This window comes from Jeotgalicoccus marinus DSM 19772 (assembly GCF_000425825.1).
In the GTDB taxonomy this organism is placed as follows: Bacteria; Bacillota; Bacilli; order Staphylococcales; family Salinicoccaceae; genus Jeotgalicoccus; species Jeotgalicoccus marinus.
In genome coordinates, this window is sequence record NZ_AUEE01000004.1 from 77328 (window position 1) to 97420 (window position 20093).

General features: G+C 37.0%; 24 protein-coding genes, 1 tRNA gene and 1 riboswitch. Of the genes, 7 read left to right on the plus strand and 18 right to left on the minus strand.

What is annotated here, in order from left to right; all coding sequences use genetic code 11:
• Positions 1–24 precede the first annotated feature (24 nt).
• The 4 genes from H624_RS12505 to H624_RS0101830 all read right to left on the minus strand — a co-directional run bounded on the left by H624_RS12505 (position 25) and on the right by H624_RS0101830 (position 3510).
• On the minus strand, positions 25–1380 hold the full coding sequence (locus tag H624_RS12505) for an anthrax toxin lethal factor-related metalloendopeptidase (protein WP_156889124.1): 1356 nt from the start codon (positions 1378–1380) through the stop codon (positions 25–27).
• A 19-nt stretch (positions 1381–1399) separates the two neighbouring features.
• Complete coding sequence (locus tag H624_RS0101820; protein ID WP_026866063.1) at positions 1400–1672, minus strand: YciI family protein; 273 nt, start codon at positions 1670–1672, stop codon at positions 1400–1402.
• Between the two features lie 57 nt (positions 1673–1729).
• Entirely contained in the window at positions 1730–2260 is a 531-nt protein-coding gene (locus H624_RS0101825; protein ID WP_035855657.1) for a thioredoxin domain-containing protein, read from the minus strand.
• 74 nt (positions 2261–2334) lie between these two features.
• Positions 2335–3510: a M20 metallopeptidase family protein gene (locus H624_RS0101830; RefSeq protein WP_026866065.1), complete on the minus strand. Its 1176-nt coding sequence runs from the start codon at positions 3508–3510 to the stop codon at positions 2335–2337.
• Between the two features lie 301 nt (positions 3511–3811).
• Here H624_RS0101830 and H624_RS0101835 point away from each other — a divergent pair, with 301 nt between their 5' ends.
• From H624_RS0101835 to H624_RS0101855, 5 genes are read left to right on the plus strand one after another with little or no spacing between them, the layout of a single operon-like run.
• The gene (locus H624_RS0101835; RefSeq protein WP_026866066.1) at positions 3812–4969 is read left to right on the plus strand and encodes a betaine/proline/choline family ABC transporter ATP-binding protein; all 1158 of its coding nucleotides are present in this window, start codon (positions 3812–3814) and stop codon (positions 4967–4969) included.
• Entirely contained in the window at positions 4966–5601 is a 636-nt protein-coding gene (locus H624_RS0101840; protein WP_026866067.1) for an ABC transporter permease, read from the plus strand. Before H624_RS0101835 ends, H624_RS0101840 begins: the two co-directional genes overlap by 4 nt.
• A 10-nt stretch (positions 5602–5611) precedes the next feature.
• Entirely contained in the window at positions 5612–6541 is a 930-nt protein-coding gene (locus H624_RS0101845) for an osmoprotectant ABC transporter substrate-binding protein (RefSeq protein ID WP_026866068.1), read from the plus strand.
• Position 6542: 1 nt separating this feature from the next.
• Complete coding sequence (locus H624_RS0101850) at positions 6543–7232, plus strand: ABC transporter permease (RefSeq protein ID WP_026866069.1); 690 nt, start codon at positions 6543–6545, stop codon at positions 7230–7232.
• Positions 7233–7290: 58 nt separating this feature from the next.
• Positions 7291–8046 carry an alpha/beta hydrolase gene (locus tag H624_RS0101855; RefSeq protein ID WP_026866070.1) on the plus strand — a complete coding sequence of 252 codons (756 nt, stop codon included), beginning with the start codon at positions 7291–7293 and terminating at the stop codon, positions 8044–8046.
• A gap of 28 nt (positions 8047–8074) precedes the next feature.
• Here the strand turns inward: H624_RS0101855 and H624_RS0101860 are convergent, their stop codons facing one another.
• The gene (locus H624_RS0101860; RefSeq protein ID WP_026866071.1) at positions 8075–8785 is read right to left on the minus strand and encodes an MOSC domain-containing protein; all 711 of its coding nucleotides are present in this window, start codon (positions 8783–8785) and stop codon (positions 8075–8077) included.
• A 5-nt stretch (positions 8786–8790) separates the two neighbouring features.
• A complete protein-coding gene (locus H624_RS0101865; RefSeq protein ID WP_026866072.1) occupies positions 8791–9648 on the minus strand; it encodes a fumarylacetoacetate hydrolase family protein in 858 nt (285 codons plus the stop codon).
• Positions 9649–9772: 124 nt separating this feature from the next.
• On the opposite strand from H624_RS0101865, the gene H624_RS0101870 reads away from it, so the two are divergent.
• The gene (locus H624_RS0101870) at positions 9773–10204 is read left to right on the plus strand and encodes an acyl-CoA thioesterase (protein WP_035855668.1); all 432 of its coding nucleotides are present in this window, start codon (positions 9773–9775) and stop codon (positions 10202–10204) included.
• Positions 10205–10382: 178 nt separating this feature from the next.
• On the opposite strand, the gene H624_RS0101875 is transcribed toward H624_RS0101870, so the two are convergent.
• The 6 genes from H624_RS0101875 to H624_RS0101900 all read right to left on the minus strand — a co-directional run bounded on the left by H624_RS0101875 (position 10383) and on the right by H624_RS0101900 (position 14707).
• Positions 10383–11201: a metallophosphoesterase gene (locus H624_RS0101875; RefSeq protein WP_026866074.1), complete on the minus strand. Its 819-nt coding sequence runs from the start codon at positions 11199–11201 to the stop codon at positions 10383–10385.
• A 125-nt stretch (positions 11202–11326) separates the two neighbouring features.
• Positions 11327–11527, minus strand: a complete 201-nt coding sequence (locus H624_RS0101880) for a hypothetical protein (RefSeq protein ID WP_026866075.1) — start codon at positions 11525–11527, stop codon at positions 11327–11329.
• A gap of 150 nt (positions 11528–11677) precedes the next feature.
• The gene (gene tenA / locus H624_RS0101885) at positions 11678–12355 is read right to left on the minus strand and encodes a thiaminase II (RefSeq protein ID WP_035855684.1); all 678 of its coding nucleotides are present in this window, start codon (positions 12353–12355) and stop codon (positions 11678–11680) included.
• Between the two features lie 81 nt (positions 12356–12436).
• Positions 12437–12534: riboswitch (TPP riboswitch) on the minus strand.
• A 197-nt stretch (positions 12535–12731) separates the two neighbouring features.
• Complete coding sequence (locus H624_RS0101890) at positions 12732–13253, minus strand: hypothetical protein (protein ID WP_026866077.1); 522 nt, start codon at positions 13251–13253, stop codon at positions 12732–12734.
• A 108-nt stretch (positions 13254–13361) separates the two neighbouring features.
• A tRNA-Thr gene (locus tag H624_RS0101895) sits at positions 13362–13432 on the minus strand.
• Between the two features lie 96 nt (positions 13433–13528).
• Complete coding sequence (locus H624_RS0101900) at positions 13529–14707, minus strand: benzoate/H(+) symporter BenE family transporter (protein WP_026866078.1); 1179 nt, start codon at positions 14705–14707, stop codon at positions 13529–13531.
• Between the two features lie 88 nt (positions 14708–14795).
• On the opposite strand from H624_RS0101900, the gene H624_RS12905 reads away from it, so the two are divergent.
• On the plus strand, positions 14796–14930 hold the full coding sequence (locus H624_RS12905; protein WP_281170722.1) for a hypothetical protein: 135 nt from the start codon (positions 14796–14798) through the stop codon (positions 14928–14930).
• Positions 14931–14999: 69 nt separating this feature from the next.
• On the opposite strand, the gene H624_RS0101910 is transcribed toward H624_RS12905, so the two are convergent.
• The 6 genes from H624_RS0101910 to H624_RS0101935 are packed head-to-tail and all read right to left on the minus strand — an operon-like array spanning position 15000 to position 20084.
• On the minus strand, positions 15000–15947 hold the full coding sequence (locus H624_RS0101910) for an NAD-dependent epimerase/dehydratase family protein (protein ID WP_026866079.1): 948 nt from the start codon (positions 15945–15947) through the stop codon (positions 15000–15002).
• 28 nt (positions 15948–15975) lie between these two features.
• Complete coding sequence (locus H624_RS0101915; protein WP_035855693.1) at positions 15976–16665, minus strand: amino acid ABC transporter permease; 690 nt, start codon at positions 16663–16665, stop codon at positions 15976–15978.
• 3 nt (positions 16666–16668) lie between these two features.
• Entirely contained in the window at positions 16669–17376 is a 708-nt protein-coding gene (locus H624_RS0101920; RefSeq protein ID WP_026866081.1) for an amino acid ABC transporter permease, read from the minus strand.
• A gap of 31 nt (positions 17377–17407) precedes the next feature.
• A complete protein-coding gene (locus H624_RS0101925; protein ID WP_026866082.1) occupies positions 17408–18244 on the minus strand; it encodes a transporter substrate-binding domain-containing protein in 837 nt (278 codons plus the stop codon).
• 23 nt (positions 18245–18267) lie between these two features.
• Positions 18268–19023, minus strand: a complete 756-nt coding sequence (locus H624_RS0101930; protein ID WP_026866083.1) for an amino acid ABC transporter ATP-binding protein — start codon at positions 19021–19023, stop codon at positions 18268–18270.
• 11 nt (positions 19024–19034) lie between these two features.
• The gene (locus H624_RS0101935) at positions 19035–20084 is read right to left on the minus strand and encodes an NAD/NADP-dependent octopine/nopaline dehydrogenase family protein (RefSeq protein WP_026866084.1); all 1050 of its coding nucleotides are present in this window, start codon (positions 20082–20084) and stop codon (positions 19035–19037) included.
• Positions 20085–20093: the final 9 nt, after the last annotated feature.

The following is a 20093-nucleotide window of genomic DNA, read 5'->3' on the forward strand; positions in this document are numbered from 1 at the left end:
TTGTCCGAGTCATCTCTTCTATTTTTATTTTCGCTTACGGTATATCATCCAGCCAATAAATGCTGCAACAATCACTAAGAGTCCAACACCAACCATAGTTAAAGTTGACATCAGTGCTTCTCTTTCTGCTAAGGCTTCAGCTTCTTCTCTCTCTTTAGCTTCTAAGGCAGCCTGTTCTTCTGCTTTTCTCTGTTCTTCTGCCTGCCTTTCTTCTTCTTCACGTTGTTTTTCTTCTTCAATTTGACGCTTGATTTCCTCATCTTCTTCCCAAGCTTCTTGTAAGCTTGCATTCAATGAATCTACGCCACCTTGAGTAATTTCATTGCCCCCAGAAGTATATTCATCATTGTTTACATCTGCAATATAAGTATTCGCATTTTGCAGGGCTCTTGTTAATGATTTGCCCATTTCTTCATCTTCATAGGCAGACTCAACTTCTGAGATTGTAGCTTCAAGTTCTTCAATATCTACATCAGGTGGATCCTGTACACTGCCTGTCAGTGCCGACCGTGTGTATGAAGTATACATGGCCTTACCTTCTGAATCTTTAGCAATGACTTTAAAATCATATGTTGTGTCTGTATCTAGTCCTTCTATTCTGTAGTTTGGACCTGTCGTTGTACCGACAGATTCATCATTTCTAAACACTTCATATTCAACTGCGTCTTCATGAGGATCCCAGTGCATCGTAACAGTATTACCTGTCACTTCCCCAACTGATAAAATGCTATGTGCAAATTTATCGAAGAAAGCGAGTGTTCTTGGTGCTTTTGAAGCCAATTCACTACGACTTTCATCATTTAGATAATACATAGCAAAGGCTTCTGCAAAGTACTCATCTACATTATTGTAGTAATCTCTTTGTGAATTATCACCAAACAGACTATCGAGCTCAGCGTTCTGAACTGCACGAAATTCTTCCGTTTCACTCACTTGAACCCCGACTGTAAATGAGTCAACAACATGGCCATACTCGTGAAGCTCAAGGTTAATGGCAGAATGCCCTTTACCTGGATCACTATAACCAATTCGTGCGATAGATTCATACGCTCCAGCACCGGGAATCGAATCCCATGAGTTAGTATGTCCTCTAGGGACGCTCCCCTTTAAGTATTCAAATTCTGGTTGTTCAGTAATCGGTGTATCTGCCAATATAAATGTTGCACCATGATTATTCGTTTCATATAAAATTCGATTCTCTACATGATTCATACGACTGATCATCTGCCACGCTTCTTGATTCGCCTCTTCAGATGAAGTCCGAATATCAACCATGTTCAATAAGTATGGATTAATTTCTTCTTGCGCTTTAACAAGCGGTGTGATCATCAATAGCATTGCAATAATAATTAAGCTCGCTCTTCTAGTTGCCCTAATCATCTTTTACCACTCCGAACATCTAAAACTCGTAGTTACTTTCCATATCCCATTCACGTATCTCGTAATTTCTTGCACCTAATTTAATGTAAGGATCCTCGTTGACGAGTGATTCAATTTTACTTTCATCTTCTCCCCTATATATCACGAGCCCTCCGGAGCCATCAGTAAAGCGCCCGTTCATTAAGATATTACCTGCATTTCTATGTGTTTCTAAAAAAGCCAGGTGTTCTGGTCGATGTTGTTTGGATAATGCTTCACTTTTCATCGATAAAAAAACGGCAAAATATTTCATATCTATCTCTCCTTACAGGTACTATACACTAAAATAAAATAGACTTGAAACACAAGCCTATTTTAAAGGTTCTATTTTATTTTTAAATAGCTCAGCTACTTCATCTTTAGACAGTTCTTTTGGCTTGTAATCTACCTGTTCGCCATTAATAAACACAGTTGGCACAATTCTTAATCCACGTTCATTGAAGTCTTTAAGTACTTCCTCACCACGGTCATACTGTGCTTTTAATTCTGGTAAGCCCAGGTCATTTTCACACTTATTAATCGTATCCTTAAAGCTATCCGACCATGAATCTTGTGTCATGAATAGTTCTTTCATTGTATTATACCCTTCGATTGGATCATCATGGTCCACATAATTATTGGCAACAGTACCACGCAATAATTTTGATTTTGTTCTGTCCACATGTTTAAGAACAAGTTTGATATAACCATCATCTGCATAAGGTTTTAATACCTCATCAATAACTTCAAAGAATGTTTGGCAATAAGGGCACCCTAGATTCACAAAAGCTTCAACTTCAACTTTGGCATGGTCTAAGCCCACCGTTAAATATTCAATATCCGCACTATATCTATTTTTCATATAAATCCTCCTAGAAAAATTACTTATTTATACATACCCTATTGTGACCCATCACAACCTAATAAATTCTAAACTTAATGATTTTCTATATAATCATATGCAAATTGTGACAGTATCGCTGAACCATAAGGCAAAGCATCTTCATCCACATTAAATTTAGGGTGATGATTGGGGTAGCTCGTATCTTCACTGCCATTTGTACCTAGCCTAAAGAAGACACCTGGAATCTTGTTAGTGTAATATGAAAAATCTTCTCCACCCATACTCGGTTTCACTTTAAGCAGCTGATTTTCACCAAGGACTTTATCAATTGAGTGATGTAAGTCAGGAATTAATGTTGGTTCATTATAAACTGAAGGAATACCATCTGTATAAGTAAATTCATAAGTCCCACCCATACCCTCAGTAATACCTTTTAAATACTCATTTATTTTTTCTTTAACGAGTGGTCGAAGGTTTGGATTTAATAATCGTACAGTGCCTTCTAAGGCGACCTCTGGCGCAATGACATTTCTCGCAAATCCACCGTTAATCTTCCCTATTGTTAAAACGATGTTTTCTAAAGGATCAACATTTCTACTGACGACCTGCTGCAATGATGCAATGACTGTAGAAGCAATTGCAATCGGGTCAATGGATAGGTGAGGATGGGCAGCATGCCCGCCTTTGCCAATAATTTTAATATCAAATGAGTCTGCACACGCTGTCGCATAACCTTCTGTAATTGAAGTTTCTCCTGTTTTTACTGTTGGATGCACATGCAGTCCAGCAATCACATCAACAGCGGGATTTTGTAAGGCGCCTTCATTTACCATCACCTCTGCACCACCATAACCTTCTTCAGCTGGCTGGAACAGCAATTTAATATTCCCCTTCTTCAGAGGATTTTGGCTGAGTATATGAGCAGCACCAAGTAAAATTGCAGTGTGTGCGTCATGCCCACACAAATGCCCGACGCCATCGACTGACGATTTATAAGGTAGATTACTTTCTTCTTGTATTGGCAGGGCATCCATATCCGCACGTAAAGCAACTGTCGGACCCTCAGATTCTCCTTTTAAAGTAGCTATTAAACCAGTTTTCGCGATCGGGTACTCGATATCAAAATTTAATTGTTCAAGTTTCTCTTTAACGAATCTAACTGTTTCTACTTCTTCAAATGATAGTTCAGGATACTGGTGTAAATGTCTTCTCCAAGTAATAATGTCCTCTTTTAATGCGGCTGCTTTCGATAAAATACCTTCTTGCATATAAACACCCCTTCTTCTATTTAATTTAAAGCTAATTGTTTGTCATGAACTTGTCAAATAAATTTCTGAATACTTTTAAAATTATAGGGTAATATAATTTATGCGTTTCAAAATTTCATATTATCACAGACTAATATTTCAATAAATTTCAATTATAAATTTCACAATACTATATATAACAGTGTTTTCAAAGCATTTTAAATATGTGAAACTTATCTAATAATATGAAATTTAAAATCTACTATGCTATACTAATCATGTTCTGAGATCAACTTTTTAATTATGGAAAAGGAGATAGATTATGCTCAGTTTTAAGAATGTTTCAAAGACTTATGGCGGTAACAAGAAAGCCGTCGACAATATCTCACTCGATATTAATGAGGGTGAATTTATTGCCTTTATTGGTACGAGTGGTAGTGGTAAAACAACCGCTCTACGTATGATCAATCGCATGATTGAACCATCAACAGGCACAATCACAATAAATGGTGAGGATATTTCTAAGAAAAATCCTGTTGAACTTCGTCGTAGCATTGGTTACGTGATTCAACAAATTGGACTCTTACCTCATATGACTATCAAAGAAAACATCACCTTAGTCCCCAGACTATTAAAATGGTCCGATGAAGATAAAGACAAAAAAGCGAGAGAACTAATCAAACTAGTCGATTTACCAGAAGAGTATCTCGACCGTTATCCTTCCGAACTCTCAGGTGGTCAGCAACAACGTATCGGTGTTGTCAGAGCACTTGCAGCTGAACAAAACATCATCCTGATGGATGAACCCTTCGGCGCGCTAGACCCTATTACGCGTGACACCCTACAAGATTTAGTTAAAGAATTACAGAAAAAATTAGGCAAGACATTTATCTTCGTTACCCATGATATGGATGAAGCAATCAAGCTCGCTGACAGAATCGTTATCATGAGTCACGGTAAAATCGTCCAATTTGATACACCTGACGAAATTTTAAGACATCCTGCTAATGGCTTCGTTCGTGATTTCATTGGTGAAGGCCGCCTCATCCAAGACCGTCCAAATATGAGAACCGTACAAGATGCCATGATTCAACCAATTAGTATCACTGTAGATAAATCAATCAATGATTGTATAACACTCATGAGAGAAAAGCGTATCGATACAATCCTAGTAACAGACGATCAGAAAAAGTTACTTGGTTTTGTAGATATTGAAGATATTAATGATGGTTACAGAAAAGGCATGGATCTTGTTGACCTAATGAATCGCGACGTTTATCGAATCGGTGTAGATTCTAAACTTCAAGATTCTGTACGCACTATCTTGAAACGTAACATTAGAAATATTCCAGTTATCGATGATAACAACAAGTTAGTTGGACTCATTACCCGTTCGAACTTAGTAGATATTGTCTATGACACGATTTGGGGAAAAAGCCAGGAAGATGAAAGTAATCCCTTAGGAGTTGAGCAATCATGATGGATTTTCTTAGTTCCAATGGTAGCGACTTACTTTTCAAAACATGGGAACACCTTTATATTTCTATAATATCTTTAGGAATCGGTATTATCATTGCTGTCCCTATAGGTATGGCTATAGCAAACACTAAACGTTTAGCGGGTTGGATACTCACCTTAGCAGGCGTACTGCAAACCGTCCCAACACTAGCCGTACTGGCACTCATGATTCCATTATTCGGCATTGGTCGTGTGCCAGCAATTATTGCACTTAGCGCCTATATCTTATTGCCTATTTTAAATAACACCATTATCGGCGTGAGAAATATTGACCCAGACCTTAGAGATGCAGCTAAAAGCATGGGAATGACTAAGGGTCAAATAATAAAAGGCCTTGAAATCCCCTTAGCTACACCATTAATTTTAAGCGGTATCCGCCTGTCATCTGTATATGTCATTTCATGGGCAACACTTGCGAGTTATATTGGCGCAGGTGGTTTAGGAGATTATATTTTTAATGGGTTAAATACCTACCAACCAGAATTAATTATCAGTGCAACAATCATGGTGACTGTTATTGCTCTACTAGCAGACTATTGTTTGGCACTTACAGAAAAATGGATCACACCCAAAGGATTAAAAGTATCCAGATAGGAGAGAATATATGACACAGATAAAAAGGTTTATAACTGTCATCCTCGTATCTGTTATCTTCTTATCCGGGTGTAGCTTACCTGGTTTAAGTAGCAGTTCGAGCGATGGTATTACAATTACATCATTAAGTACATCTGAATCACAAATCACATCACATATGGTCAGACTTATGATTGAACACTATAGTGATGGAGAACTTCAACCGACTTTAATCAATAATCTAGGCTCATCAACGATTCAACATAACGCCTTAATTACAGGTGATGCTCAAATTTCTGGAACTAGATACACTGGTACAGATTTAACAGGTGCCTTACAAAAAGAACCTGTCAGCGATCCAGATGAGGCCTTAAAATTAGTACAAGATGGTTTTAAAGATCAGTACAATATGAAATTCTATAATTCCTATGGTTTCGATAACACCTATGCTTTTATGGTGACACAGGAAACCGCTGAAGAATATAACCTCGAGAAAACTTCTGATTTAGCTGAATATGCAGATGAATTCGCAGTAGGTGTGGACAACTCTTGGGTTAACCGTGAAGGCGATGGCTATGATGCATTCCAAGAAGCATATGGATTTGGTTTTTCTGACATGAGTCCGATGCAAATTAGTTTGGTATATGAAGCCCTGTATAGTGGCAGCTTAGATGTCGCTTTAGGTTACACAACCGATGGTCGTATTGCAGCCTATGACTTAGTCGTGTTAGAGGATGATTTACAATTCTTCCCACCTTATGATGCATCACCTTTTGCGACCTATGAAATCATTGAAGAATATCCGGTTATAGACGAGGCACTGATGCGTTTAGAAGGTACAATCACAACTGAAACGATGCAACAATTAAACTACCAAGCAGACGAAGAAGGCACTGAACCTGCTATTGTTGCAGAACAATTTTTAGAAGAACATAACTACTTTGAAGAGGAGGAGAATTAAAATGGATGGTAACTTATTAGTTGAACTATTTGATTACTTTACCAATAACTTCCCTTACTTGTTCCGACTCTTCTTAGACCACTTACTTATGAGTGTCTACGGTGTGTTATTTGCTGCGATTGTCGGTGTACCAATTGGTATAATGATTGCGCGTTATTCAAAACTGTCCGGTTTTGTCATCACTTTGGCTAACATTATTCAAACTGTTCCAGCCCTAGCGATGCTTGCAATTTTAATGTTAGTTATGGGCTTAGGAACAAACACCGTCATTATGACCGTCTTTTTATACGCTCTATTACCCATCATAAAAAACACCTATGCTGGCATTAAAGGTGTGGATCATAATATTACTGATGCGGGTAAAAGTATGGGTATGACACGTAATCAAGTATTAAGATTGATTGAATTACCTTTAGCATTATCGGTTATTATTGGTGGCTTCCGCATTGCCCTCGTTGTGGCAATCGGTGTCGTAGCAATCGGTTCCTTTATTGGGGCTCCTACCCTGACAGACTTAATTATCCGAGGAACTAATGCCACTGATGGTACAGTATACATTTTAGCTGGTGCGATACCCATTGCATTAATTGCGGTCATTATCGACTTCGGTCTAAGATTTGTCGAGCGCAAACTAGACCCGACTCATAACCCTGATGACAAAGAACCAAAAGCACAATCCATTAACAATTAATTTGTGAGTGGCCCATGTAGGGCTGCTCTTATTTTATAAAGAGAAAGGTCTTGATTAAGTGGCACTAATGCATATCAATTTTTACTCAAAAGTATTAGGTAAACATCATTATTTCAATATAATTTTACCCGAAGCGGATAGTCATTATGACACAGGGAGTCAAAACAAATTACTACCTACTTTAATGATTCTCCATGGTCTTTCAAGCGATTATAATTCATACCTGCGCTTTACCAGTATTGAGCGTTATGCAAATGATTATGGTATTGCAATCATTCTCCCCGACGGTGACAATAGTTTTTATACCAACATGAAATATGGCCATAGTTATGAGGATCACATCTTAGAAGTTTGGAATTATGCTCATAGCATCTTCCCACTTTCTCTAGATCGTCTTGATAATTTCCTTGCCGGACACTCTATGGGTGGTTTTGGAGCGATTAAAACAACATTCGAACATCCAGAATTATTCTCAAAAGCATGCTTCATGTCAGCAGCTACAAACCCTGAAAAATTATTAAACTATAAATGGCAAGACTTTCAGATGGCTAACATAATTGGTGAGGTATCTACTACAAGAGATACGGAACTCGATATCACCACTATTATAGAAAATGGGATACTTTCAAACAATCTACCCGAACTTTATATCATGTGTGGTCAAGAAGATGAACTACACAGTGACAATCTGGAATTTGCTGATACACTTCACTCTAAAGGGGTTAAATTAAAATTTGAAGATGGACCCGGTAAACATGATTATGCTTATTGGGATCAAGGCATAAAAAAAGCAATTGAATGGATGAGCAAGTAAAAAAAGACTAGAAATAAAATCTAGTCTTTTATACATTCGGTCCATATAACCTTGGTGATTCATCAATTTCCTCACCTGTTAATATTTTATTGATTGTTTTAACCCAACTGTCTGGTGTGAATTCTTGGTCTCTAAGATTTTCAAGTAAGCCAATATTGTCGCGGTTATGGTAAAGCACCTCATTCATCTGAGCAATCGTCCAATCCAATGCTGGGCGTTCTAATAACTTAAATTCATCGTCTTTTTTGATTTTACCTTCTCTAAGTACTCTAAAGTACCAACCTGTCCGCCCACTATCTTCTATCTTTTTAGCAAGTTCAATATCGCCATGTCGTCTAGCAAGCTTCCAGCATGGTCTTCTAGGTTGCGAAACTTGAATGGTTGCCTCACCCAGTTCGTAAATATCTCCAATACATACCGATTCTTCATCCATGTGCAAGACAGCAATATTTTCTCCATTGCCACCAGGTCCAATGTCATCAGTAGCGAGTTCAACACGCCATTTTTCGTAGTGACTAACTGCATAAGCAAACAAAGCTTTTTCAGGACCACCATGGTTTTTCTTATCCTGACATTCGTCTCCTACTAAACCATTTTTCGATAAAAATACCGCTTCTTTAGTCTCTTCTTTGAATGCACCAGTCTGCCATTCTTGATCCATCTTTTCTTCTGCCTTAGGATTACCAATCGTTTTTACTTTACCAACAAAAAGTTTGTGAACTTTACCATACACTGGCATTTCTATCACTCCATTTTAAAACAATTTGTTAATCTACCGAGTGACTCAATTTCTACTGTTACAGTGTCACCGTCTTTTATCCAAGGTTTAATTGCTGTTTTATAACCTGAAGCAACACCTTCTGGAGTTCCTGTTAAAATAATATCGCCTGGCTCTAAAGTCATAAACTGGGAAGTATAACTAACTAAACTTCTACTTTTAAATATCATATCATTCGTATTAGAATCTTGTCGTAACTCACCATTGACATAAGTCTTAATACGTAATTTATGAGGTTCTCCGAGTTCTTCTAAGGTGACAATGTATGGTCCAACGGGACAGAACCCATCATAGGTCTTACCTGTTAGCCATTGGCTCGTTCTAAATTGTGATGTTCTCTCCGATACGTCATTCGCATTTGTATAACCAAAAATATAATCCATAGCGTCTTCTCTACTGACACTTTTAGCTGTCTTCCCGATTATAATCGCTAACTCACCTTCATAATCCATTGCAGTCACACCTTGCGGAATATTTATAGTACTATTATGCGCAGTGAGTGCGTTGTTAAACTTGGAAAATAGTATCGGATGTTTGGGAATATCAATTTGCATTTCCTCAGCGTGGCGTTTGTAATTTACCCCAACACAAATGATTTTTCCTGGATTAGGAACAGCTGGTCCAAGAATGAGACTGTCATACTCTAGAAAATCCACACCTTCACCTTCAATATAAAAATCAATCAGTGCTTCAGCCTTTCCTTGATGGTTCATAACCTCTTGAATCGAACTAAAGTCTTCAGAGATGTCGAGTACACCTTTAGAAGTAAGTACCCCCGTACGACAATCTCCTGAATCTGAATCTATAAAAGTTAGCAATTTCATATTATTACCCCATTCCTAGTTACCTCATTCTATCATAACCTTTATTTTTCCGGTCTAAAAGTCGAGGAGATTTTTACAGTATTAGAATGATACAATATTAATATGTATTAATAGGAGGATTTTAATGAGTGTATATGTAGCAGAAACAGAAATTCAAATTTTGTATGCAGATACTGATATGATGGGTGTCATCTATCATGGTTCATATATCAAATGGCTTGAACTCGGACGTCGGAAACTAATCGAAGACATCGGTTATGATTATTTAGCGATGGAGAGAGAAGGATACCTAGCCCCAGTACACAACGTCAATATTACCTATGCCAAACCACTAAAATACAGTGATCGTGCCTTTGTCCGCACCTGGGTAGAAGAAAATACAGGTATGCGGACCATCTACGGTTTTGAAATTGTCAACGGAGATGGTGAAGTTTGTACTCACGGTACTACGACACTACTTGTAGTAAAAAAAGTTGATGGAGAGTTCAAACCAGTCGTCTTCAAGCGAGTTTTTCCAGAGTGGTACGCTAAATACGAAGAAATCAAAAAGAAATAAACAGTGTTACCGGCAAATGAGCGTATTCATCTGCCGGTACTTTTGTTTTACTGGACAAAGATAGCACTCATTGACCGGTATTTTGACTTTACCAGTCGATATAGAATTCTTCTATCACTTATATTTTTTCGGACAAGTTAATAAATAAACTTAAAACAAAAAAGACCTTAAGGTCTTTTTAAATTTCTATAATTTCTAAGGCATCACGTATCTCATGAACAATATCTTTTGTCCGCCATTCTCTACGGTATCCAAGGCATGCACAAATATATTTAACGCCACCTTCAATAACTTGGTGTCGAAAGTGGATATGCCCCATAACGCTGTATTTAATATCATAGTCCTCATAAAATGTGTCAAAGTCTGACGTACCAATAAAGGCGTTGTAGTAATCAAATAAGCGGTTTGGCATGGGAACTCTAAATGCTTTATGTGTTGCGACATGGGTCATTAAAATAATTTTCTTATCCTTTACCATTTCCAAATCATGTGCAGCTTTTTCTGCAAATTCTAAAGATATCTCTGGATCGCTTTTTTCCCAATCTACACGTACTAAATCTTGCCATGTTCCACCGTAATAACTCCGCTCTTCAAGACGCGCTTTGGAAAAGCGGTCACTTGCGTAAGTATAGTCGTACCAAGCGGCATTCATAACGATTGCCCAGCCGTTACCTAGATCTACAGGTTCGCCTTCTTTATAATACTTCGTGCTTTTGAAAAATTGATGAATCTCATTTGTCGTCTTATCATCTCCGGATTGATTCCAAAAATCATGGTTGCCTGGCACAAAGTAAATCACAACGCCTGTCATTTGTTCCAGTGCCTGCATGAAACGATAAGACCGCATATGATCGTTTGAAATATCGCCCGCTATCAACAACACATCGAGAGATTGACGATTCACCTCATTTGCCAAGGTTAAGGTAAAATCCTTCTGTTGAAGGTTTTCATCATTGTATCGATCAATATGCAAATCAGAAATCACACCAATTTTCATACTTCTTTTCGCTCCTATAATATGTCGAATTATATATATTATATATGATACCCTTACAAAATTTTAATAATTCGCATCAAGAAAAAAAGCCACCGGTTTTTACCAGCGGCCGATATTCAAATGTTCTATTCACCTTCGTCATCTGATTCAGTATCTTCTGACTCTGTATCTTCTGATTCTGTGCCTTCAGTCTCTGTTTCAGTTCCTTCTGTACCAGATTCTTCTGTTTCTGTACCTTCCTCTGTACCTTCTTCTTCAGAACCGCCTCCGCATGCAGCAAGTGCCAATACGCCTACTAATGATGTAACAGTTAAGAGTTTCTTCATAATAAATTCCCTCTCCTTAAAGTAGTATAGGTTTTCAGACTGAATCGTGATGTTAGTCCTACCTTACCCCAAAGAAATTATGGAATACACATGTTTTACAGACCCTTAACAATTTAGAAAACTTATTATTATGAATAATTAATTTCCTAGTCATTTCTCTCCTTGTATAACATCCCAATTAGATTTATTTTCACACATTTCCCAAAACATATACTCGTACTTACTTGTTTTCACCACAATTTCCTCTAAGACAAGCAATTCACGCTCAGGTTTACCCTCTGCTAAACGATTCATCAGCTTCATTGCAGTATTATTTAATGCAGTAAACTCTGTGTCTGAATACATATCCACCCATTCTTTATATGGATTATCCTCATGGTCATAATTTTTCTTTAAGTGATTTCCTATAAAGTTATAAGACCATGCACAAGTCAATAAGCATGCAGCCACAACAGCTGCATCACCGCGCTGTGCGTGATTCAACATGTATGAGGTATATGCTGTATTTTCACTAGCCGCCTCAGTTTCTAATAGCGCATCCTCTGAAATTCCAAATCGTTTTGAAAAACTTCTATGAAGCTCCATCTCGCCAAACAACGTTCCATGTAACAACTCAGCAAATAAATTCATAGTATCTAAATCCGGTGCCTTCTCTGCACCAATCGCCATTAAGCGTGCATACTCAACTAAATACACATAATCCTGTTTTAACCAATGTTGAAACTTATCAATTTCAAGAGATCCATCACCCAAGCCCATCACAAAAGGATGGTCTAAATACGATTTCCAAATTCCTTCTACACGTGTCCATAATCGATCTGTAAACATATCAATTTCTCCTTTTGACTAAACAAGATAAAAACCCGAACCTTATGAGCGGTCCGAGTCCATAAATACCATGTTGCCAAAGTTTATCGACACAGACTTCCCTATCGCAGGTCCTAACCTACAGGTTCAAAGGGTCGAATTTCATCTCTCAGCACAGCAGTGCACCCCTAGTCTTATTATTTGATTTAAGGATGGTCTTAAAGGCAAAACTTTGCATCCAGAAGTTTTTGAGGAAAGTCCTCCATCAAAAGAGATAATAATCACTATGATTTCCATCATTCGTGTCCGTATTCTTAAATCGTAAAAGATAAGTAAGTCGTAAAAAGTAATCCATCAATTTTTCGATTAGGAATCGGTCTCTTTTTACCAATAAAATTTATATCGTCTTCAAAGTGACTTCAATCGTTTCGCTACTGTTAAATTTATCGATTAGCATGGATTTCTTATGGACACTTGTCTCTAGTAATTCTAGATAATCTCTAACAGCGTCCTCATTAATAATACCTTCTTCAACAATACCGACACCAGAAATCGTCTTTACACGTTCTCTGCCGTAACCAAAGTTTATATTTGATGAAATATTATTGATGATATCACGTTCAATCTTCAATGACTCCAAAGTCGCTGATGCTGTCATTACATGGCCATCCACTGATATTTCGCCTGTTGTATTTTTCAAATGGATCGCTGTTTTTAAAGTGATTAAGTCTGTCTTTAAATCCTTAATTTTCTCTAAATTCTCATTTACTTTAACGACCTTATCATCGTTATCAATCTTCTCATTATTCACCGCAATCGGCACACGAAATTCTGTACTGAACTTCTCGTACTCTTTAGTAATTTGATTTCTTAAATTGCTTACATTAAATATGGCCTCTTGTAAAGTGAGCGTTGTCATATTAACCTCCATTGTTCATGCTTAGCTACTAGACTACCCATAAGCTAGAAGTAATGCAAATAAGTAAACAAAAAAAAAGACCAACTCAATTTTGAGTTGGTCTAAGACAGCCGACAACGAGAATCGAACTCGTATTGCAGCCTTACCATGGCTGTGTTCTACCATTAAACTATGTCGGCAAATATTCAATACATTTTACTATAGTATAATCAAAACAATATTTCCAGTCTTTTTGATTAACAACATACACTATATTGAATGATTTGAATTAAATTTTAGTCCTCAATGAATTTCGCAACCAATGTACCAATTAACATCGCCCATATGGGTGCACTAATATAAAAATAAGTCACTCCAGACGCTGCGATAATAAATGTAAAAATAACACTCATCGTATATTTCGGATTTGAGAAACTACGTCTTAGCGTTGAAGCAAATACACCGATTAAGACAAAACCAGTTAATATCGACATTAATGACGCCGGTAAATCGAACATTAATGGTACGAGTGCCCAGGCAAATATAGCAAAAATCAACATTACAATACTAGAAATTACTGAAGCGACATAGCGAGTCGATTTTTCACCAGACGCATGGTCCGATGCGATCGTTGTCATCATTCCCCCGACATTTGCAGATTGACCTCCAAAAATTGTCGCCCCGAGTGAAGCAATACCACTGAATGTTAATATGCTATTAATGGGTACCTTATAACCATTGCTCTCCAGAGCGCCGATAGCAGGCGTTGCATCATTTGATAATATTAACAAGGTTAATGGTAATGTCACTGATATGATTGCTGAAATCGAGAACTCTGGGGCCGTAAAGGTCGGCATAACTGGTGTGGTACCCAGTGCTGAGAAATCAAAATTATTCAAGACAAAATACATAATAACAGCTGTAAATACGCCAGCCAGCATCGGTGGAATTCTTAAATCCCATTTACGGAATATAAAAAATGCGACAATTGCAGTTATTCCAATGATTGGCATATCGACTGTAGCAGGAATAAGACCAAATACGTATGAAGAAATAATACCCGCCAACATTGCAGCAATAATCTCTCTCGGTATCCAACTCATTACCTTCTTAAATATCCCAGACATACCAAATGCCATTATAATAAGAGCTGTAATAATATAGCTCCCGACTAGTTCTTCAAATGTAAAATGAGGCGTTACTGTAACTAAAAATGCAACGCCTGTTAAAGAATGTGCCCCGACTATTGGCATGCGGTAATATATAGACATGATCATACCGAGTAAGGCACCAAAAAAATGCACACCATAAAACCAAGTAATCGTTTGCTCATGACTAAACATCCCGGCATTTGCTGCCTCAATAACCATGACAGGCGGCCCGATAATACCTAACATCCCTGTCATCAAACCACCCGATATATTGTCTCGGTTTATATCATTTAGAAAAGCTGGTTTATGTATTGTATATTTCATAAGAAAGACTCCTGTCTGTTAATACCATAATGCTAACACTACTACAGGTTTTGTCTAGGTATATTAAAATGATGAAGCAGACATTATCGTGACGAACTTTTCAATTCAACAACCTGTAGAAAAGCATGTCATTGCAGTTAGTGACTTGCCTACAGCGAAAGATATGCAAGTAATCACAAAGGCAATTTATGAAGTCCAGCATGAATCGACAAAGTATTTGTAGGTAAATAATATTATAAACATATTCAACCTCTTCCAAACTTTTAGGAAGAGGTTGAATTTGTAACACCACTTATTTTAATTTAACTTTTAGTGCATCTAACATTGTCTTTGTAATCTTTTCTAAATCGTACTTCGGCTCAAATCCCCATTGCTTTTTAGCCTCACTACTGTCTATACTTTCTGGCCAAGTATCTGCAATTTTTTGTCTAACTGGATCGACATCATATTCAACTTTAAAGTCAGGGATATGTTTTTTGATTTCAGAATAGAACAATTTAGGACTCGCACTAATTGCTGTAATATTGAATGCGTTTCTTATACTTAAGTTTGACGGATCTGTTTCCATTAATTGAATAATTGCATCAACTGCATCGTCTATATACATCATATCTAGATAAGTATCTTCCTCTAAGAAGCAGGTGTAAGAGCCTGTTTTAATAGCTTCAAAGAAAATATCTACTGCATAATCCGTCGTACCGCCACCTGGTTCTTTTATGTGTGAAATTAATCCTGGAAACCTTACACCCCTAGTATCCACTCCAAATTTCTCATAATAATAGTCGCATAGTAGTTCACCTGATACTTTATTTACACCGTACATCGTGTTTGGTCTTTGAATTGTCGTTTGTGGTGTATTTTTCTTCGGTGTGGAATCACCAAATGAACCAATAGAGCTTGGAGTGAAAAATTTCAGGTTGTGAATTCTGGCAACCTCAAGTGCATTAACCAGACCGTTCATATTGATATCCCAAGCTAATAGTGGATCTTTTTCACATGTCGCACTTAACAATGCTGCCATGTGCAATATCGTATCAGGCTGAAATTCACTCACTAATTCATCCATTCTTTCAAAATCTCTTACATCTAAAATTTCAATTTTATCTGCGATTAATTTGTTATCAGTATTTTTGTGTACATCAGTTGGTAGAACATTATCGACACCATATAAATCCATTAATTTGTCTGTTAGCTCTGTGCCAATTTGCCCTAATGCACCAGTTATTATTATTCTTTTCATCAAAAACTCCTCACTATAAATTTGTCCATTACATTCTACTGTGTAAATATTCTTCATACTTGCTGGAAAGCGTAACCGTTATGGCCGATATTGCCCAATACATTAATGCCGCTGCAAAAAATGCTTCTACATAATAAGAATTGTCCGTTGCGATTAGACGTGCTTCTGCAAAAATATCGACAACTGTAATCATGAAACCTAAAGAGATTGCTTTCATTACAATTAAAAACGAGCTACTAAATTCAGGTATAGCTTCTACTAAAGCTTGGGGTGCAATTATTTTTTTAAACATTTGATACGGCGTATATCCTAGTGATTGTGCCGCTTCAATTTGTCCTTTATTTATCGATAAAAATGATCCCCTAATTGTTTCAGCCTGGAACGATGCTACAGTAAATGAAACAGCTACGATTAGAATAATGGCAGGTGGAATATTCGTCCCATTGTAATCAAGACCGACTAGACCGGATAGGTAAGTGACGGTATCCGGTAATGAGTAATACATCAAGAATATTAGTACAATCAGAGGCGTACCTCTTAATAATAATTTTGTTATCACTACAATTTGTTTGAGTACGGGTACATTATATTCTTGAATCAATGCCATGACCGTACCAATAAGGATTGATAATATAAATATCGTTATCGCCAACAATAACGTCTGCGGTACAACTGCTAATAATTGAACAAAATCCTCAAACAGTATCAAAAAATTCATAGCCTAAGCCCCCTTTGTATTTAAACCAGAATCTAGTTTGAATTTCTTGTTCTTCTTCTCGAAGAAGCGAATTATTGCATCTGATGCAAAAGTCAACACAACATAGATTGCAGCAATAATTAAGAATATTTGCACCTGATTCATACCATAAGATGAGGCTGCGATTAACTGGCCACGTCCCATAATGTCTACAACACCAAGTGCAAACACTAATGATGTATCATGAATTAAATGAATCAATGCATTCCCCCAACCAGGTAAGGCTACTGGAATTGTTTGAGGTAAAGTGATTCTTCTAAACTTTTGAATTGGTGTATACCCCATACTGTCAGCTGCTTCGTGTTGCCCCTTATCTAAAGCTCTGTATGCAGCTCTGAATACTTCAACTAGATAACCACCGTGGTATAGTGATAATGCAACGATTGATGCGACGGTCGCAGTGATATAGGTCGTGCTAAAACCCATACTTTCAATGACTGGTGGAAGTGCATAAAACACTATAAACAGTTGTATAATTATCGGTACACTTCTTGTAAACGATGAAAATGTGACTGTTATCTGCTTTAGTACAGGTATTTTCTTCACCACAATAATCGTTAAAATTGTTCCTAATATCAGCCCGCAAATTGCTGAAACAACTAACACAATCAATGTGATATATGACACCTGCATTAATGAAAGCAGAATCTCAGTAATTGTAGGATTTAACATTTTATGTAGCCCCCTTTGTTAAATTACTATGTTATTCTTCCTCTTCTGTTAATTGATAATCGTAAATATCTTCACCATAGTACTCTTCAGAAATCTCAGATAGTGTCCCTTCTTCATGCAATTCCGCTAAAGCTTGATCAACTTCCTCAAGTAACTTTTGATTTTCTTCTGAGTCATGTATCAGCATGATAGTCTCACCGACAAAGATTGGTTCAGTCTCAACCACATCTAAGCCCATTGCTTCAATTACATCCATTTGACCTAGGTTAGCCGGGCCTATAAATGCATCATATTTACCTGAATCAATTTCTTTCATTCTTTGTGCATATGGAATATCCCCACTTGACTCTTCCAATTTCAAGTCGTATTCTGGATTTTCCTCCATCCAATCTATAACGACTTGTATTGTGCCTCCGCCTGCAGTAAACGGCGTGATTTTCTTACCTTCTAAATCTTCCAGAGTTTCAATTCCACTATCAGGCCTAACATACATCTTAATCAAACTTCTTCCCGTCGCATTTTCAGGAACTAAATACTGCTCCTCTCTTTCAGGAGTGGGATAAAAGCCTCCAACATTCAATTGGTACTTCCCTGTTTTCAATCCTGTTTCTTGAGCACTATCTGCTACAGCTTGAATGTTAAATTCATAATCCTCTAGCTTCTCATCAACCGCCCTTAGCACACCTGGCTCATAACCTAAAATTTCACCATCTACTTCTTGCCAACTTAAATTTTTAGAAGTAGGTGGCGTAGTCACGTCGATAACTTTAGCACCGTCTGCAGATACTTCATTTTCATCGTCATCATTACCACATGCGGCTAGTAATACCAATAAACCTAGACATGTCATCACCAAATATTTTTTCATCTGCAACTCCCCCTTTGTATCACTTATTTTGCAGATACAGCTTCTTTCAAATAGAACTTACTTAAAAATTGTTTCGTTCTTTCATTTTGTGACTTTTCGAAGATTTGTTCTGGTGAACCTTCTTCTACAACATAACCATTCTCCATAAAAACAACCTTATTAGATATTTTTCTAGCGAAATCCATCTCGTGAGTGACCAGTAAAATGGTAACCCCTGTTTTTGCTACTTTTTCTATAACACTTAAAACATCGTTAACAAGCTCTGGGTCTAATGCAGAAGTCGGCTCATCAAACAACACAATTTCAGGATTTACAGCCAGGGCTCTAGCAATACTCACCCTTTGCTGCTGACCACCAGACAATTTAGATGGATATTCATTTTCTTTGTCACACATTCCGACTTTGTCTAGTAGTTCCATGCTCTTCTCATAGGCTTCACTTTTTGACTTATTATGAACAACAATCTGCGCATCCATAACATTTTCTACAACCGTTTTGTTTTTAAATAAGTTAAACTGTTGAAATACCATCGCTGTTTTTCTTCTTAAACTCAAAATCTCTTTCTTATTTATTTTCTTGAAATCCACACTCAAATCCGCAAGGTGCATGTTACCCTCATTTGGTTCTACCAAATAGTTTACGCACTTCAGAATCGTTGTTTTACCAGTACCACTTGGACCAATAAATGTCACAACATCTCCTTTGTTTACATTCAAATCTACGCCTTTAAGCACTTCCTTATCACCAAATGATAACTTCAGATTTTTGAATTCTAACATTTCAATTCCCCCTATTTTTCTAATCCACAATCTTGTAGAATTTCTTCAATCGATAAGTCGTTAAAGCTTACGCCAGTTTCTAAATAATCATTACCTGAGAATAGAGATAAGATATGCACTAATTTTTCAGTGTAAACCGTGTCTACTTCTAGTTTTTTTGCTAACTCCATAATCGGTACTAACCCAAAAGGAATATCTTCAGTAAAATATCTGTGATTTAAAGTGTTCGGTCCCGCTCCATCCGGAAATAGTGATGGTAAGGCTTCAAATAAAGAATCATGACTTGTACCATAGAATTCATTTAATAACGACAGAATATCTTTCGTTTCAATGTTAAAGAGATCTGCAATCTTCATTCTTTCCTTATCAAGATTTTCAATATAATCAACCGTTAATTTAGAAACACCCTCTGGGTAAAATTCAAATTTTTGCGCCGAATCTATTCTGCTCGCATTGAAGGCAACTATAGGAACGTGTACAACAACATTTGTGTTATTTAAAGATGTCATTAAGACATTATTTGCGTGGTTTAAGTGTGGGAATTTTTCAAGTAGATTTTCGTATTTTGTTCTATCTTCTGTATTGGTATGTAAAGTACTGACCATTACATTGTTTTTAATTTTTCTTACCTCTACATTTCCTTTATCATCTGCCTTACTAATAAATGGTTGTGCACTTGTCTCTGCGACAATAAGGTTCTTGTCTTCAATGTCAGAGCCCAAGACTTGTCTACATTCTAATGCACCCCAATAACCTGGAATAAATAAGATAATTTGATCCTTTTGTAGATGCTCCTTCATTTTCTCGATAACATTTTTATGACCATCTGCCGTTGTAGATACAATGATAACTTCCGCATCAGTCACTACATCAGTCATATTTGTATGCGCTTCCAAATTAGCGGTGCCAGAATAAACACCACTTACTGAAAGTCCTTTTTCGTTTAAAATTTGAGCTCTTTCTAGATTACTTGTGTATAGCTTAACTTCATCCCCGTTTAAAGATAAGTATCCAGATATAGCCTGTCCTGTGTTTCCTCCACCAATAACTGCAAATTTCATTAAAATCTC

Excerpts from the sequence above, each read along its gene's own strand:
- H624_RS0101860 (WP_026866071.1), bottom strand. The coding sequence starts at position 8,785 with ATGCCAGTGTATGGTAAAGTTCACAAACTTTTTGTTGGTAAAGTAAAA.
- H624_RS0101890 (WP_026866077.1), bottom strand. The coding sequence starts at position 13,253 with ATGACAACGCTCACTTTACAAGAGGCCATATTTAATGTAAGCAATTTA.
- H624_RS0101865 (WP_026866072.1), bottom strand. The coding sequence starts at position 9,648 with ATGAAATTGCTAACTTTTATAGATTCAGATTCAGGAGATTGTCGTACG.
- H624_RS0101845 (WP_026866068.1), top strand. The coding sequence starts at position 5,612 with ATGACACAGATAAAAAGGTTTATAACTGTCATCCTCGTATCTGTTATC.
- H624_RS12505 (WP_156889124.1), bottom strand. The coding sequence starts at position 1,380 with ATGATTAGGGCAACTAGAAGAGCGAGCTTAATTATTATTGCAATGCTA.
- H624_RS0101910 (WP_026866079.1), bottom strand. The coding sequence starts at position 15,947 with ATGAAAAGAATAATAATAACTGGTGCATTAGGGCAAATTGGCACAGAG.
- H624_RS0101920 (WP_026866081.1), bottom strand. The coding sequence starts at position 17,376 with ATGTTAAATCCTACAATTACTGAGATTCTGCTTTCATTAATGCAGGTG.
- H624_RS0101820 (WP_026866063.1), bottom strand. The coding sequence starts at position 1,672 with ATGAAATATTTTGCCGTTTTTTTATCGATGAAAAGTGAAGCATTATCC.
- H624_RS0101830 (WP_026866065.1), bottom strand. The coding sequence starts at position 3,510 with ATGCAAGAAGGTATTTTATCGAAAGCAGCCGCATTAAAAGAGGACATT.
- tenA (WP_035855684.1), bottom strand. The coding sequence starts at position 12,355 with ATGTTTACAGATCGATTATGGACACGTGTAGAAGGAATTTGGAAATCG.
- H624_RS0101835 (WP_026866066.1), top strand. The coding sequence starts at position 3,812 with ATGCTCAGTTTTAAGAATGTTTCAAAGACTTATGGCGGTAACAAGAAA.
- H624_RS0101850 (WP_026866069.1), top strand. The coding sequence starts at position 6,543 with ATGGATGGTAACTTATTAGTTGAACTATTTGATTACTTTACCAATAAC.
- H624_RS0101840 (WP_026866067.1), top strand. The coding sequence starts at position 4,966 with ATGATGGATTTTCTTAGTTCCAATGGTAGCGACTTACTTTTCAAAACA.
- H624_RS0101915 (WP_035855693.1), bottom strand. The coding sequence starts at position 16,665 with ATGAATTTTTTGATACTGTTTGAGGATTTTGTTCAATTATTAGCAGTT.
- H624_RS0101825 (WP_035855657.1), bottom strand. The coding sequence starts at position 2,260 with ATGAAAAATAGATATAGTGCGGATATTGAATATTTAACGGTGGGCTTA.
- H624_RS0101875 (WP_026866074.1), bottom strand. The coding sequence starts at position 11,201 with ATGAAAATTGGTGTGATTTCTGATTTGCATATTGATCGATACAATGAT.
- H624_RS0101870 (WP_035855668.1), top strand. The coding sequence starts at position 9,773 with ATGAGTGTATATGTAGCAGAAACAGAAATTCAAATTTTGTATGCAGAT.
- H624_RS0101900 (WP_026866078.1), bottom strand. The coding sequence starts at position 14,707 with ATGAAATATACAATACATAAACCAGCTTTTCTAAATGATATAAACCGA.
- H624_RS0101880 (WP_026866075.1), bottom strand. The coding sequence starts at position 11,527 with ATGAAGAAACTCTTAACTGTTACATCATTAGTAGGCGTATTGGCACTT.
- H624_RS0101935 (WP_026866084.1), bottom strand. The coding sequence starts at position 20,084 with ATGAAATTTGCAGTTATTGGTGGAGGAAACACAGGACAGGCTATATCT.
- H624_RS0101925 (WP_026866082.1), bottom strand. The coding sequence starts at position 18,244 with ATGAAAAAATATTTGGTGATGACATGTCTAGGTTTATTGGTATTACTA.
- H624_RS0101930 (WP_026866083.1), bottom strand. The coding sequence starts at position 19,023 with ATGTTAGAATTCAAAAATCTGAAGTTATCATTTGGTGATAAGGAAGTG.